Here is a 14546-nt window from a genome sequence, read left to right on the forward strand (position 1 = left end):
GCCCGCGCCGCCGCCGCGGCGTCCGCCCCGCGCAGCAGGTAATGGCGGGGCCGCTCGTCGTAGATGCCGGCGTTTTTCAGAACCAGCGGCACATAGCTGCCCAGCATGACGAGCAGCCAGAATATCGTGGTGAATACGATGGCCCCGCTTCCCAAAAGCGAGGCAACCCCGCCCTCGATCCGGGCGGGCCCCAGCATACGGAAAATCGGCGCCAAGCCCATTGCCAACACCGTCAAGATGGCCAGGATTGCCGGCAACCACATGCTGCTCAGTTTCAGGGGCTGCAGCAGCCAGAACATGACGAGCATCGCCGGCACACTGGCCAGCGCCAGCACGACGCCCCACAGGGCGACCATGCCGAACGCCGCGCGGTCGGACAGCCCCCATTCCCGCGCCACCGCGCGGCGGCACGCGGCCGCCGACAGCAGCAGCACGGCCGCGGATGCCAGCAACGGATAGCGCCATCCGAGCGTCTCGTCCCGGTCCACGATCAGCACAGCCAGCAGCGCCGTGCTCGCCGCTGCCGGCGCGGCCTGGCCGGTGGCTGCCTGCGCCAGCAGAGTGGCGTGATGCAGAGCGTTGGACATCTCAGTTCCTCATGACGAAATCGAATGGAATCTTGGCTTTGGCGGGGTATGCCACGCCATTGCGCGTATAGGGCTTGAAGCGGGCCTTGCGGGCGGCCGTCAGGGCCGCGTCATCCAGCCTCGGGTATCCCGAGGACGTGTCGATGGAGGCGCGGTCCACCAGGCCCTGGGTGTTGATTTCCACCAGCACCAGCACCCGTCCCTCCTCGCGCAGCCGGCGCGAGGCCATGGGGTAGTTGGGCATGGGCCGGGCTCCGCTGAACTCGATGCTGGACACCAGCACCGGCTGGTCCGGCGGCGGTCCCTGCTGCGGCCCCTGCGGCGCCTGCGTGCCCTCCGGCGCGCCGCTGGGCGGCGCCGGCGGCTGGGGCTTGGGCTCGGCCTTCACTTCCTGCTTGGGCTGAGGCTTGGGCTTGGGTTTCGGCTTGGGCTTGGGCGGCGGTGGCTTGGGCGCCGGCATGGGCGGCTTTTCGACCACGGGCTCGGGTTCGGGCTCCGGCTCGGGTTCGGGCTTGATATCGGGTTCGGGCTCCGGCTCGATTTCCGGCTCGGGCGGCTCAGGCTCCGGCTCGACCACCGGCTGCGGCACTTCGGGTGCGGGCTCCGCCTTGGCGATCTGGGGAATCGGCGCATCCACGACGCTCACCATGATGGCCTCGGGTTCCTCCATCTGCGGATTTTCAGCGGGCGCCAGGAAAATGGCGCCCACCACCGCCGCATGCAGCGCGAGGACTGCCAGGCCGGCGCCTGTGCGTAAAGCAAGGGATGAGGACGGCGTTGAAGAATTCCAACCGTGTTGAAGACTAGGCATGAATCAGCCAGGGGTGCATTGACTATCCGGCCCGCCTGGTAGACGCGCACCGCAAGGCGACGCCGGCAAGCCGGTACAAGCCAAGCATCATAGCTTAAATGCGAATGATTCGCACGTCCTTTTCACAGTAAGTCAGTCCCGTTCGATTTCCGGACGCAGCATCGACGGCAGGCAAACCGACGGGAAGCAAACCAAGACAGGCAAACCGATGACGGGCAAACCGATGACGGGCAAACAAAAAGCCCGCCATCTCGATGGGCGGGCTTTCGGTGTTTTCGACGGGCCTGGCGCGAACCGGACCCGGAAAGAGACGCGCAGCTTTATGGTGGGTGCTACAGGGGTCGAACCTGTGACCTACGCCTTGTAAGGGCGCCGCTCTACCAACTGAGCTAAGCACCCGGCTTGACGAGGCATGCGGCGCGGGCTCGGATTTCGCCGGGGCCTTGCACCGCGAGCCACCCTGTCGGGGCACTCAAAAGCATTACGCGGGCCGGAGTATACCGGACCGCGTAATCATGGGCAAATCAGGACCGTCTGGTCGGGCCGGGCGAATCAAGCTGGGCAACAGCCAGCGACCTGCCCCGAGCCGATTCAGTTGACGGCGTCCTTCAGGGCCTTGCCGGGGCGGAACTTCGGCACCTTGGCCTTCTTGATCTTGATGGTTTCGCCGGTGCGCGGGTTACGGCCGGTGCGGGCGGCGCGGGCCGACACGGCAAACGTGCCGAAGCCGACCAGCGTAACCGTGCCGCCCTTCTTGAGGGTGGTCTTGACGGCACCGATCAGGGCGTCGAGCGAACGGCCGGCGGCAGCCTTCGAGATATCGGCCTTGCTGGCGATGTGATCGATGAGTTCGGTTTTGTTCATTCAGGTGTACCCCTCACAAGGTATAGAGTTTGCCGGACAACCGCGCCAGGCGATTTTCAAGCCACGCAACCCTGGCGCAAGCCGGCAAGCGACGAACAGACTAGTGGATAAACTTTTTTCTTGCGCTGCAAAGCACAACTTTTAAACTGCTGCGCCGCCTGGGATCGGCCGGCATCAAGCCGTCGAACCATGGGCGACGCAGACGTGTATTAGGCACTGGCGACAAGCGGCTGTCAAGCGAAAACCGCTGTGGAACCCGCGCCAATACTAGCTTTTCAATCTTTTAGCAATAAACAAAAACGCGCAGGCCGCCGCGGGCGCGGCATGCGCGAACGCGCCCGGACCGCGTTTCAAACGTCGACCCAGCGGCGCAGCAAATTGTGATAGACGCCGGTGAGCGCCACGATGGAGGGGTGGCCCGCCGCGTCATGCGTCAGCCGCTGGATCGCCACATCCATTTCCAGGAGCAGCGCGCGCTGGCTGTCTTCGCGCACCAGGCTCTGCATCCAGAAGAAGGAGCTGATGCGCGCGCCGCGCGTCACGGGATTGACGCGGTGCAGGCTGGTGCCGGGATACAGCACCATGTGGCCGGCGGGCAGTTTCACCGAACGCGGGCCATAGGTGTCGTCGATGACCAGCTCGCCTCCGTCGTAGGAATCCGGCTCGGAGAAGAACAGCGTGGCGGACAGATCGGTGCGCACCCGCTCGCCGGTGGCGCCCACGCCGCGCACGGCGTTGTCGATGTGGTAGCCGAACGCCTCGCCGCCTTCGTAGCAGTTGAAGAGCGGCGGAAATATCTTGCGCGGCAGCGCCGCCGACATGAACAGGTTGTTGGCCGACAGGCGCTGCAGGATGAGGTTGCCCAGCTCCTGCGCCAGCGGATGCGTTTCGGGCAATTGCCTGTTTTTCTTCACGCCGGCCGATTGATAGCCTGCTGTGACCTTGCCGTCCACCCACTCGGCGGCTTCGAGCCGACGCCGGATTTCGGCAGCTTCTTGCGGACTGAAGACGTCCGCGATCTGTATGAGCATGATTGCGCCCCGACTGAACATACGCGCGAGCGGCGCGCCGCCCGCGATCCGCTGGATTATCCCGGCAGACAGGCATTGAGCGCCTGATCGAAGTCAAACAGCAGGTCGGCCTCGTCCTCGATGCCCACCGAGACGCGGATCAGGCTGTCGGCGATGCCCATCTGCCTGCGGCGCTCCGGCCCCATCTCGTAATAGATGGTATGGGCGGCGGGCAGCGCCAGGCTGCGCGTGTCGCCCAGGTGCGTGGCCATCAGCACGACGCGCAGGCGGTTGAGGAAATCGAAGCAGTCCACGCCCTCGGCGAGCTCCACGCCCAGCAGGCCGCCGAAACGGGAGCCGAAGAGCGCCTTGGCGCGCTCGTGCTGGGGATGGCCGGGCAGGCCGGGATAGTGCACCCTGGCCACGCCGCGATGGGATTCGAGCAAGCGCGCCAGCGCCAGGGCGTTGGAGCAATGGCGCGCCATGCGCAGCGCCAGCGTCTCGGCGCCCACCGCGATGCGGTGCGCGGGCTCGGCGGCCAGCGTGCCGCCCATGTCGCGCAGGCCCTTTTTCTTGACCTGGGTCAGGCCCCAGCTCGTGGACGGCCCCTTGCGGTAGGCCTCGTAAATGTTCGCATAGCCCGACCAGTCGTACAGCCCGGTGTCCGTCACCGAGCCGCCGAGTGCATTGCCGTGGCCGCTGATGTACTTGGAAAGCGAATTCATCACCAGCGAGGCGCCCACGGAAGCGGGCTGGAACATCCAGGGCGAGGTGAGCGTGTTGTCCACGACGTAGACCAGGCCGTGCTCGCGGCAGATCTGGCCGATGACGGCGAGGTCGGCGACCTGGGTGCCGGGGTTGGCGATGGTTTCGGTGAAGACCATGCGCGTCTCGGGACGCAGCGCGGCGCGCACCTGCGCCGCGTCGGTGACGTCCACGAAAGTGATCTCCACGCCCAGCTCCTGCAGCGTGCCCAGCAGGCTGTTGGTGTTGCCGAAGATGAACTGGCTGGACACGAGGTGGTCGCCGCGGCGCAGCAAGGTGGTGAAGATGGCGGACAGCGCCGCCATGCCAGTCGCGAACGACACCGTGCCCTTGCCGCCTTCCATGCGGCTCACCTTGGCCTCGAGGGCCGTGGTGGTGGGCGTGCCCTGGCGCGCATACGTGAACCCCGCCTTGCCCTGGAACACGGCGGCGAGTTCGCGCGCATCTTCGTACGCGAACTCGGAGGACGGATGCATGGGTTTGTGCACCGCGCCGTGCTCGACGGATTGCTCGCGGTCGGAATGCAGGATGGTGGTGGTGAAGCCGTTCTGGTGCATGATGGGCGGTACGTAGGGGCGATGTGGGAACGAGACGGGGAACGAAACGGGAAAGCGGCCAGTTTACGCCTGCCGCTGGCGCACGGACTCGTACAGACAGACGGCGCTCGCCACGCTGACGTTCAGGCTCTCGACCGAACCCAGCATGGGAATGCGCACGAGCTGATCGCAGGTTTCGCGGGTGAGCCGGCGCATGCCCTCGCCTTCGGCGCCCATTACCCAGGCCATGGGCTGGCGCGCATCGATCTGGTGCATGCTTTCGCTGGCCTGGTCGTCGGTGCCCACCAGCCAGACACCGCGGTCCTTCAGGCCGCGCATGGTGCGCGCGAGGTTGGTGACCATGAGGTACGGCACGGTGTCGGCCGCGCCGCAGGCCACGCGCTGCACCGTGCTGTTCAGGCCGACCGCGCGGTCGCGCGGCGCGATCACGGCATGCACGCCGGCCGCGTCGGCCGTGCGCAGGCAGGCGCCCAGGTTGTGGGGGTCGGTCACGCCGTCGAGGATGAGCAGCAGCGCCGGCCCTTCGATGACGTCGAGCACCTCGTCCACGTCGACCGCGAGCTGGCGCTCCTCGGCCAGCGCCACCACGCCCTGGTGCCGCGTGCCGCGGGCCAGTCCGTCCAGGCGATCCATGCCGACCGGATGCAGGCGGCAGCCGGCGCGCTCGGCCTGCTCGATGAACGATTGCATGCGCTTGTCGCGGCGCGACGCCTCGACGTAGATTTCCTTGATGGAATCGGGCGCGTGGCGCAAGCGCGCGGTCACCGCGTGAAACCCGGCGAGTATTTGGGTCGACGCCATAGATGCAAGAACCTTTAGAAAAACGGAAATCCCGCGCCGGACCCGGAGCGGGCGGCCGGAGCGCGCCGGCCAGGGACAATGTTACCGCCTTAGCGCCTGCCGCAGCCCCCGCCCGGCCCGCACAAGCGGACCGGCCGAAGACTGCCGCCGCGTCAGTGGCGCTTGCGGGCCGCCTTCTTGGCGGGCGCGGCGCGCTTGGACGCCTGGGCCGGCTTGCCGGCCTTCTTGGCTTCGGCGCGGCGCTCCCTGGCGGTCTGGCCCTTGAGCGCGGCCGGCTTGGGCGCGGCGGCTTTCTTCACGCGGCGCGGCGGCTCGTCGGGGCCGCGCGCGGCGGCTTTGCGCAAGGCGTCGAAACTGGTGCCCTGCACCAGACGGAACTCGATGCGCCGCGCCTCGAGATCGACCCGCGAAACCTGCACCTGCACCTTGTCGGTGAGCCGGTAGCGCAGGCCGGTGCGCTCGCCGCGCAGCTCGTGCATGGCGTCGTTGAACTGGAAATACTCGCCCCCCAGCTCGGAGACGTGCACCAGCCCTTCGACGTGCAGCGTGTCCAGCGTGACGAAGATGCCGAAGCTGGCCACGCCGGTAACCGTGCCGCTGAAATCCTCGCCCACGCGTTCCTTGACGAACCAGCACTTGAGCCAGGCCTCCACGTCGCGCGAAGCCTCGTCCGCGCGCCGCTCGCTGGCTGACAGCAGCAGGCCCAGCTTTTCCCAGATGGCATGCTCGTGCTCGCGCTGCGAGCGGCCGATGACCACCGGCTGGTCTTCCAGGCTGGGCACATAGCGCTGACCCGCCAGGAGCGCCTTGATGACACGGTGCGTGAGCAGATCGGGGTAGCGGCGGATGGGCGAGGTGAAATGGCTGTAGCCCGGATACGCCAGGCCGAAGTGGCCGAGCAGGTCGGGGCTGTAGATGGCCTGCTGCATGGACCGCAGACACATGGTCTGCAGCAGCGGATAGTCGGGACGCCCGCGCACGCTGTCGAGGAACTCGCCGTAGTCCTTGGCGGTGGGCGTATCGCCGCCGCCCAGCGACAGCCCCAGGGTGCGCAGGAACTCGCGCAGCGACTGCAGGCGCTCGGGCGTGGGGCCCTCGTGGATGCGGAACAGGCCCGGGTGCTTGCTGCGCGTCATGAAGTCGGCGGCGCAGGTATTGGCCGCCAGCATGCACTCCTCGATGAGCTTGTGTGCGTCGTTGCGCACCATGGGCACGATCTGTTCGATGCGGCCGAGCTCGTTGCAGACGATCTTGGTTTCGACCGTATCGAAGTCGATGGCCCCGCGCTTGCGGCGGGCCTGGGCGAGCAGCTGGTAGAGCTCGTACAGGTGCTGCACCTGGGGCAGCACGGCGCGCATCGCCAGCGCGGCGGGCCCGGTCGGCTGCTGCAGCGCCTCCCACACATTGGTGTAGGTGGTGCGCGCGTGCGAGTGGATGACCGCATTGAAGAACTGGTAGGCCGTCACCGTGCCCGCCTTGGCGCCCGTGGCCGGAATGACCATGTCGCACACCAGCACCAGGCGGTCGACGTCGGGGTTGAGCGAGCAGAGCCCGTTGGAGAGCGACTCCGGCAGCATGGGAATCACGCGGCGCGGGAAGTAGACGCTGGTGCCGCGCTCCAGCGCGTCGTCGTCGAGGGCGTCGCCGGGGCGCACGTAGTGGCTCACGTCGGCGATGGCCACCAGCAGGCGCCAGCCCGGGCGCTTGCGCTGCCCGGCGCCCAGCTCGACCGGCTCGCAATACACGGCGTCGTCGAAATCGCGCGCGTCTTCGCCGTCGATGGTGATGAACGGGACGTCGCGCAGGTCGACCCGGTCTTTCAGATCGGATTTGCGCACCGAGTCGGGCAGCCGGGCGGCCTGCTTGCGCGCCGCCTCGGAAAATTCGACGGGCACGTCGAACTTGCGCACCGCGATCTCGATCTCCATGCCGGGATCGTCGATCTCGCCCAGCACTTCGGACACCCGGCCCAGCGGCTGCGTGTGCCGGGTGGGCTGGGCGATGATCTCGACCGACACCACCTGGCCGTGCTGGGCGCCGTTGGTGTCGCCGGGCGGGATGAGAATGTCGTGCTTGATGCGCTGGTCTTCGGGCACGACGATGGACAGGCCGTGCTCGTGCAGGAAGCGGCCCACCAGCTTGTTGGTGCGGCGCTCGATGACTTCGACGATGGTGCCCTCGGGCTTGCCGCGGTATTCGCCCGTGGGCTTGACCAGCACGCGGTCGCCGTGCAGCACCTTGAGCATTTCGCGCGGCGACAGGAACAGATCCGGCCCGCCGTCGTCGCGCAGCAGAAAGCCGAAGCCGTCGCGGTGCCCCAGCACCTTGCCGGCGATGAAATCGAGTTTGGTGGCGAGCAACAGCACGCCCTTGCGGTTGGGCAGCAACTGGCCGTCGCGTTCCATGGCGGCCAGGCGGCGCTCGAACCCCGTCACCGTTGCCGGCCGCTCCACGCCCATGCGATTGGCCAGTTCCTGCGGCGAGAGCGGCGCTCCCGCCGAACGCAGCGCTTTCAGGATGGCTTCACGGGACGGAACATCGGGGTCGAAGTCCGGCGGGGCTTCGGGCAAGGGTGTTGATCTGTTGTTATTCGAGTCGTTATTCGATCTTTTTGCCAAAGCTAAAATTTCCGTTTATAATGCGCAGCTTCTGTGGTTCGCCCAAGGCTGAACACTGAAGCAGAAAGACCAGAGTTTATAGCTTGTGTGCTTTCATAGCTAGTTTTTCATGGCTCGACCATGCATGGGAAACACGGCGAAAAACATGAAAACACCGGCGGACAAACCCGGTCGCATTCAGTGCCCAGGTGGCGGAATTGGTAGACGCGCATGGTTCAGGTCCATGTGCCGCAAGGTGTGGAGGTTCGAGTCCTCTCCTGGGCACCACAGAATTTTCCAGGCGCTGCGGCCTTGCCGCAACGCCAGCGGTATCCGGAAGCTTCCGGACACCCTCGAAAGCCCCGCGGCCGACCCGCGGGGCTTTTGCATTTCCGCTGCGCTTTCCGGCCAGCCGCTCTTGCTCCTCCTGCCTGCTCCCTGCCCCCGCCGGGACGCCGCTCCTGCTCCTGCCGCCCTACGCCTGCCGGCCTTTGCGGCCCGGGCTGCGGCGCAGGTGGTGACGCTCATACGTATCCTGCCCCATGGCCCGGATCTGCGCGTCGACCAGCGCCTCGAACGGCCTGAGCAAGGCATCGTACGCCGCGGGCGCCTCCAGCACATTGAGCGCCCGCACGATGGCCTCGATACTGGAGAGCGCTCCCGGCAGGTCGGCATGACGCACGCGGTAGCGCGAGGCCGCGCCCGCCGGCTCCATGGGCGGATGCGCGCGGGGCAGCGCCGCCAGTTCCGGATTGTCGCGCAGCATTTTCCGCGCCTGCTTCCAGGTGCCGTCCAGCACGATGAGCTGCAACGGACCGTCGCCGGACGCCGCCGCCAGGGGCTGGGACGACTCCCCGGGAAACAGCAGCACGCTGCGCAGGCCCGGCGCCTCCCACGCCTGCGGCCCGAATTGCGCGCCGACCAGCAGGCGGGCCCGCTCCAGGCCCAGCACCGCCAGCCTGGCGGTGTTGAGCGCATGCCGCGATTCGGAGGGGTGCTGCAGCACCAGCACCCGGGTGCGGCTGGACAGGCTCGGAATCAGCGGGCACAGGCAGAGCGGCCGGGGACGGGCGCAGCGCGGGCATACGGAACGGGACACGGCAACGGAATGCGGAAAAAGAAAAGCGGAAGGGAACGCGGCAGCCACAAGGCAGCGCAGATCCGCAGTCTGCCACATGCCGCCGCCCCCGCCGCTCGCTGCCCCGCTCGCCTTGCGCAAGCGGCCCGCAAAATTTTTTTGCGCCGCTTGCGCACTTCCGGAAAACTATGCATAATTTCATTTCTCTGCTGCCGGGCACGAGGCGCCGCTTACAAAGCAACGCCGCAACGCAAGGCAACAGCGCCCAGGTGGCGGAATTGGTAGACGCGCATGGTTCAGGTCCATGTGCCGCAAGGTGTGGAGGTTCGAGTCCTCTCCTGGGCACCAATTACCACATCACGAATTACCAGCGTGATGCGCCAAGAAAACCCCGTACGCGAAAGCGTCCGGGGTTTTTTTCTTTTGCGCCGAAACAAGCCAGGAGCAGAAGCGCGAAAGCAAGAACGCAAAAGCAAGAACGCAAAGGCAGGCGCGCGGGGCAGATGCGCGCGGAATACTGTGGCGAAGGCGCTGCGGAAAGCCCTCCGCCGCGCAAGCCCGCGCCCCTCGCCGGGGCGCGTCCGGTCAGCCCCGGGGCTCGAGCACGCGCGTCATTACCACGTGGGAAATGCCCGCCTCCATGAACGGTTCGCCCTGCGCGACGAAACCGTGCGCCTCGTAAAAGCCGGTGGCGTGGGTCTGCGCGTGCAGGATGAGCATGCGGTGGCCGTCGCCGTGCCCCTGCTCGATCAAGGCATCGAGCAGCTTGCCGCCGATGCCCAACCCCCGTGCGTGGCGCAGCACGGCCATGCGGCCGATGTGGCCATCGGGCAACAGGCGTCCGGTGCCCAGCGGCTCGCCGTTCTCGCCATAGGCCACGGCATGGACCGACACGGCGTCGTCATCGTCCATCTCGACTTCGGGAGGCACGTTCTGCTCCACGACGAATACTTCGTGGCGCACCGCGGACGCGTCATCGCGCAGGCGATCCCAGGTGCCCAGTCTGATGCTTATGTTGTCGGGTTGCGAGGCTGACATGCCGGCTCCTTTTGCAGCAATTGAAATACGGATAACAGATACCGATAGCTACCGGCATTCTCGCAGGGATGCGCGGCGCGCGGAACCGCCCGGCGCCCCGCCCGGTAGAATGTGCGCCTTTGCGCCGCTCCCGCCGTTTCCATGAACGCCGTCATCACCGCCGCCCTGCCCGTCTTCGCCCTGATTCTCACAGGCTGGCTGGCGGCGCGCTGGCGGATCCTGGGCAGCGGCGCCACGGACGCGCTCAACCGCTATGTGGTCTACCTCTCGCTGCCCGCGCTGCTGTTTCGCGCCATGACGCAGGTGGACCTGGCGCACATGGCGCACTGGGGATTCGTGGGCGCGTTCGCAGGCGGCATTGCCGTCACGTTCGCCGCCGCCTTCATGGACCGCCGCGGCGCGGCGCGCGCGCTGACCGACCGCAGTATCGAAGGACTGGCGGCGTCCTACGCCAACGCCGGCTACATGGGCATTCCGCTCTGCCTGGCGCTGTTCGGGGCCGACAGCCTGGCGCCGGCCACCTTCACCACGCTGCTGACGGCCAGCGTGCTGTTCGGCTTCGCCATCGCCCTCATCGAATACGACCGCCAGCAGACCCCGCATCTGGGCCCCACCCTGCTCAGGGTGGGGCGCGCGCTGATGCGCAACCCGCTGCTGGCCGCGCCGGTGCTGGGCATGATCTGGTCCACCACCGGCCTGGCGCTGCCTTCCGGGCTGGACCGCTACCTCGATCTGCTGGGCGCTTCGGCCAGCCCATGCGCGCTGGTGACCATCGGGCTGTTCCTGGCCCAAACGGAAACCTCGGCCGCGGGCCGCGGCGTGCTGAAACTCGTGGCCGGCAAGCTGCTGCTGCAGCCCCTGGTCACGGCGCTGCTCGCGTTCCAGGTATTTTCGATGCCGCCGCTGTGGGCCTGGACCGCCGTGCTGATGAGCGCCCTGCCCATTGGCACCGGCCCTTTCATGCTGGCGCAGATGTACGGCCGCGACGCGCGCGCCACCTCGCGCGCCATCCTGGTGTCGACGGTGGGTTCCATCCTGACCGTCAGCCTGCTGGTGGCCTGGATCAGCGCCCATCCCCCGGCATGAGCCGCGCGCCATTTTATTACCAATAGTTATTTATCAATCATAAATAAGTGTTTTGAGGAATTAAAACCCCGCGCTAGACTGCGCGTATCGGAAACGGGTGCGGAGACGCGCCCGTTTGCGTTTCCCTTTTCTCCCCCGGGATCCCCATCGTCATGAGCACCAACGCGTCCGCCCTGCCCCTGCCTTCGGCCCTGCCGCCCGTCCAGATCAACCGCAAGCCCCTCTTGGCGGCGCTGTTGCTGGTGCTGGCGGGCGCGGCCTACCTGCTGCAAGCCGTGAGCTGGCGGCAAAGCGCCCTCTGGATCGTGGGCGCGCTGCTCGGCGTCACGCTCTACCATGCGTCATTCGGCTTCACCCAGGCCTGGCGCGTGTTCGTCTCGGACCGCCGCGGCGCCGGCCTGCGCGCGCAGATGTTCATGCTGGGCGTGGGCGTGCTGCTGTTTTTCCCCTTCCTGGCGCAGGGCACCCTGTTCGGCCAGCCGGTCAACGGCCTCGTGTCGCCTCCGGGCGTGTCGGTGCTGCTGGGCGCGTTCCTGTTCGGCATCGGCATGCAGCTGGGCGGCGGCTGCGCCTCGGGCACGCTGTTCGCCGTGGGCGGGGGCAACACCCGGATGGTGGTCACGCTGCTGTTCTTCATCGTGGGCTCGGTGCTGGGCACGGCGCACTTCGACTGGTGGTCCCACCTGCCCGCGCTGGCGCCCACCTCGCTGATCAAGACCTGGGGGCTGGCGCCGGCGCTGGTCGCCAACCTGGCGGTTTTCGCGCTCATCGCCTGGGTAGCCACGCGGCTCGAAAAGCGCCGCCACGGCCACGTGATTTCCTTTGCCTCGCGCACCAGCCGCCCGGCCACGCTGCTGCAGGGCCCCTGGCCGCTGCTGTGGGGCGGCGTGGCGCTGGTGGCGCTGAACTTCGCCACCCTGGCGCTGGCCGGCCGCCCCTGGGGCATCACCTCGGCGTTCGCCCTGTGGGGCGCCAAGACGCTGGACGCGCTGGGCTCCGACGTGGCGACCTGGACATACTGGACCAGGCAGACAGCGCTCGCGCAGCCGCTGAGCCGCGACGTGACCACGGTCATGGACATCGGGCTGATGCTGGGCGCCCTGGCCGCCGCCAGCGCCGCGGGCAAATTCGCCCCCGTCTGGAAAGTGCCCGCGCGCTCGCTGGCCGGGGCCGTCATCGGCGGCCTGCTGCTGGGCTATGGCGCGCGCCTGGCCTTCGGCTGCAATATCGGCGCCTATTTCAGCGGCATCCTGTCGGGCAGCCTGCACGCGTGGCTGTGGCTGCGGCCGCCTTCGCCGGCAGCGCGCTGGGCGTGCGCCTGCGCCCGGCCTTCGGCCTGGCGGTGGAAAAAACGCCGCCTGCGTCGAGCTGCTGAAAAACAGAATTCCACGAATGGCCCCCGCTCGCGGGGGCCATTGTCTTGGGCGGCGCCCTGATGCCTTGCAGGCCGCGCCCCGCAAGGCCTGGCGACCGGCGGGCGCTGGCCGGGGAGCGCAGCCCCAGCCCCGGCGCCCCCCAGCAACAGCGCCGGGGCCGCTGGCTTCCTGGTGTATGGTTGCAGCATCTCGCCACACGGAGACACGCCCATGCGCTGGATCGCAGGCCGCTATACCGCTTTTTTCCTGGTCGCCGCAGGCGCCGTCGTCACGGGCGCGCTGAGCGCCGCGCACACCTCCGCCTGGCTGTGGGCCGCCGTCCCGCTCGGGCTGCTCGCGCTGCTGGGCGTCTACGACCTGGTCCAGACGCGCCACGCCATCCGGCGCAACTATCCCGTGCTGGGCAATCTGCGGTTCCTCTTCGAATTCATCCGCCCGGAGATCCGCCAGTATTTCCTGGAAGACGACACGCAGGCCGCGCCCTTCTCCCGCGCCCAGCGCTCCATCGTGTACCAGCGGGCCAAGCGCGAAATCGACAAGCGCCCCTTCGGCACGCAGGAAGACGTGTACGGCGACCGCTACGAGTGGATCAACCACTCGCTGTCGCCCACCCACGTCGGCGACACCGATTTCCGCGTCATGGTCGGCGGCCCCGACTGCCTGCAGCCCTATTCGATGTCGGTGTTCAACATCTCCGCCATGAGCTTCGGGGCGCTGTCGGCCAATGCCGTGCTGGCGCTCAACGAAGGCGCCCGGCAGGGCGATTTCGCGCACGACACGGGCGAAGGCGGCATCAGCCGCCATCATCGCCAGCCGGGCGGCAGCCTGATCTGGAACATCGGCTCGGGCTACTTCGGCTGCCGCGACGAGCACGGCGCCTTCTCCGAAGAAGCTTTCGTCAGGAACGCCTGTACGCCGCAGGTGAAGATGATCGAGATCAAGCTGTCGCAGGGCGCCAAGCCCGGCCACGGCGGCATTCTGCCGGGCGCGAAGGTCACGCCCGAGATCGCCGAGGCGCGCGGCGTGACGCCCTGGCAGGACTGCAACTCTCCCGCCAGTCACTCCGCCTTCGACACGCCGATCGGACTGATGAAGTTCGTGGCCCGGCTGCGCGAACTCTCCGGCGGCAAGCCCGTGGGATTCAAGCTGTGCGTGGGCCACCCCTGGGAGTGGTTCGCCATCGTCAAGGCCATGCTCGAAACCGGCATCACCCCCGACTTCATCGTGGTGGACGGCGCCGAAGGGGGCACCGGCGCGGCGCCCGTGGAATTCGTGGACCACGTCGGCACGCCGCTGCGCGAGGCCCTGCGTCTGGTGCACAACACGCTGGTGGGCGTCAACCTGCGCGACCGGATCAAGCTGGGCGCCTCGGGCAAGATCATTACCGCTTTCGACATGGCGCGCGTCATGGCGATGGGCGCGGACTGGTGCAACGCCGCGCGCGGCTTCATGTTCGCCATCGGCTGCATCCAGGCGCAGGCCTGCCACACCGGCAAATGCCCCACCGGCGTCACCACGCAGGATCCGCTGCGGCAGCGCGCACTGGTGGTGCCCGACAAGGCCCAGCGCGTGGCCAACTTCCATCGCAACACCCTGCACGCCCTGGCCGAACTGCTGGGCGCCGCCGGCCTCACGCATCCGGGGCAGCTCAGGCCGCACCATATCGCCCGGCGCATCTCCCCCAGCGAAATCCGCCTGCTCTCCGCCCTGTTCCCCGAGCTGCGGCCCGGCGAGCTGCTGCGCGGCGAATTCCGCCATCAGGTGTTCCGCACGGGCTGGGCCATGGCCCAGGCGCATTCCTTCCAGCCGGCCCAGGATCTCGTCAGCGCGCTGGCGCAGGGCCAGCCGCGGGGCGCGCCCGCCTGACGCGCCCCTGCAGCCAGCGCTCAAGCATTCTCGAAAACAATTTCCATGGCGCGGCCGCCCGCGCCCCACCTCGCCGCCATGCCCCGGCCCCCCGCTGCCGATGCCGCGGC

10 protein-coding genes, 3 tRNA genes and 2 pseudogenes are annotated in these 14546 nt (G+C 67.8%); 5 read left to right on the forward strand and 10 right to left on the reverse strand.

The window, feature by feature from the left end; all coding sequences use genetic code 11:
• From AD428_RS11865 to rnr, 8 genes and pseudogenes are all read right to left on the reverse strand, one after another.
• A pseudogene (locus tag AD428_RS11865) lies at positions 1-587 on the reverse strand (hypothetical protein); the annotation flags it as partial.
• Position 588: 1 nt separating this feature from the next.
• Complete coding sequence (locus AD428_RS11870) at positions 589-1398, reverse strand: energy transducer TonB (RefSeq protein ID WP_053245297.1); 810 nt, start codon at positions 1396-1398, stop codon at positions 589-591.
• A gap of 323 nt (positions 1399-1721) precedes the next feature.
• Positions 1722-1797 (reverse strand) — tRNA-Val (locus AD428_RS11875).
• A gap of 192 nt (positions 1798-1989) precedes the next feature.
• Positions 1990-2262, reverse strand: a complete 273-nt coding sequence (locus AD428_RS11880) for an HU family DNA-binding protein (protein WP_003812968.1) — start codon at positions 2260-2262, stop codon at positions 1990-1992.
• A 350-nt stretch (positions 2263-2612) separates the two neighbouring features.
• Complete coding sequence (locus AD428_RS11885) at positions 2613-3293, reverse strand: Fe2+-dependent dioxygenase (RefSeq protein ID WP_053245298.1); 681 nt, start codon at positions 3291-3293, stop codon at positions 2613-2615.
• 56 nt (positions 3294-3349) lie between these two features.
• Complete coding sequence (locus AD428_RS11890) at positions 3350-4594, reverse strand: cystathionine gamma-synthase family protein (RefSeq protein ID WP_053245299.1); 1245 nt, start codon at positions 4592-4594, stop codon at positions 3350-3352.
• Positions 4595-4657: 63 nt separating this feature from the next.
• Positions 4658-5395 (reverse strand): 23S rRNA (guanosine(2251)-2'-O)-methyltransferase RlmB, encoded by a 738-nt coding sequence (gene rlmB, locus AD428_RS11895; protein ID WP_053245300.1) that lies wholly within the window; start codon positions 5393-5395, stop codon positions 4658-4660.
• A 152-nt stretch (positions 5396-5547) separates the two neighbouring features.
• On the reverse strand, positions 5548-8013 hold the full coding sequence (gene rnr, locus AD428_RS11900) for a ribonuclease R (protein ID WP_053245301.1): 2466 nt from the start codon (positions 8011-8013) through the stop codon (positions 5548-5550).
• Between the two features lie 182 nt (positions 8014-8195).
• Here rnr and AD428_RS11905 point away from each other — a divergent pair.
• A tRNA-Leu gene (locus tag AD428_RS11905) sits at positions 8196-8280 on the forward strand.
• Between the two features lie 187 nt (positions 8281-8467).
• Here the strand turns inward: AD428_RS11905 and AD428_RS11910 are convergent.
• Positions 8468-9091: a tRNA-uridine aminocarboxypropyltransferase gene (locus AD428_RS11910; protein WP_053245306.1), complete on the reverse strand. Its 624-nt coding sequence runs from the start codon at positions 9089-9091 to the stop codon at positions 8468-8470.
• A gap of 242 nt (positions 9092-9333) precedes the next feature.
• On the opposite strand from AD428_RS11910, the gene AD428_RS11915 reads away from it, so the two are divergent.
• Positions 9334-9418, forward strand: a tRNA-Leu gene (locus tag AD428_RS11915).
• A 237-nt stretch (positions 9419-9655) separates the two neighbouring features.
• Here the strand turns inward: AD428_RS11915 and AD428_RS11920 are convergent.
• Positions 9656-10108, reverse strand: coding sequence for a GNAT family N-acetyltransferase (locus AD428_RS11920; RefSeq protein WP_053245302.1), 453 nt, complete (start codon positions 10106-10108; stop codon positions 9656-9658).
• A 141-nt stretch (positions 10109-10249) separates the two neighbouring features.
• Here AD428_RS11920 and AD428_RS11925 point away from each other — a divergent pair, with 141 nt between their 5' ends.
• The 3 genes and pseudogenes from AD428_RS11925 (at position 10250) to AD428_RS11935 (ending at position 14436) form a co-directional block, all read left to right on the forward strand.
• Positions 10250-11194, forward strand: a complete 945-nt coding sequence (locus AD428_RS11925; RefSeq protein ID WP_053245303.1) for an AEC family transporter — start codon at positions 10250-10252, stop codon at positions 11192-11194.
• 152 nt (positions 11195-11346) lie between these two features.
• A pseudogene (locus tag AD428_RS11930) lies at positions 11347-12569 on the forward strand (YeeE/YedE family protein).
• Between the two features lie 211 nt (positions 12570-12780).
• A complete protein-coding gene (locus AD428_RS11935; protein WP_053245304.1) occupies positions 12781-14436 on the forward strand; it encodes an FMN-binding glutamate synthase family protein in 1656 nt (551 codons plus the stop codon).
• Positions 14437-14546: the final 110 nt, after the last annotated feature.

This window comes from Achromobacter sp. DMS1 (genome assembly GCF_001270295.1).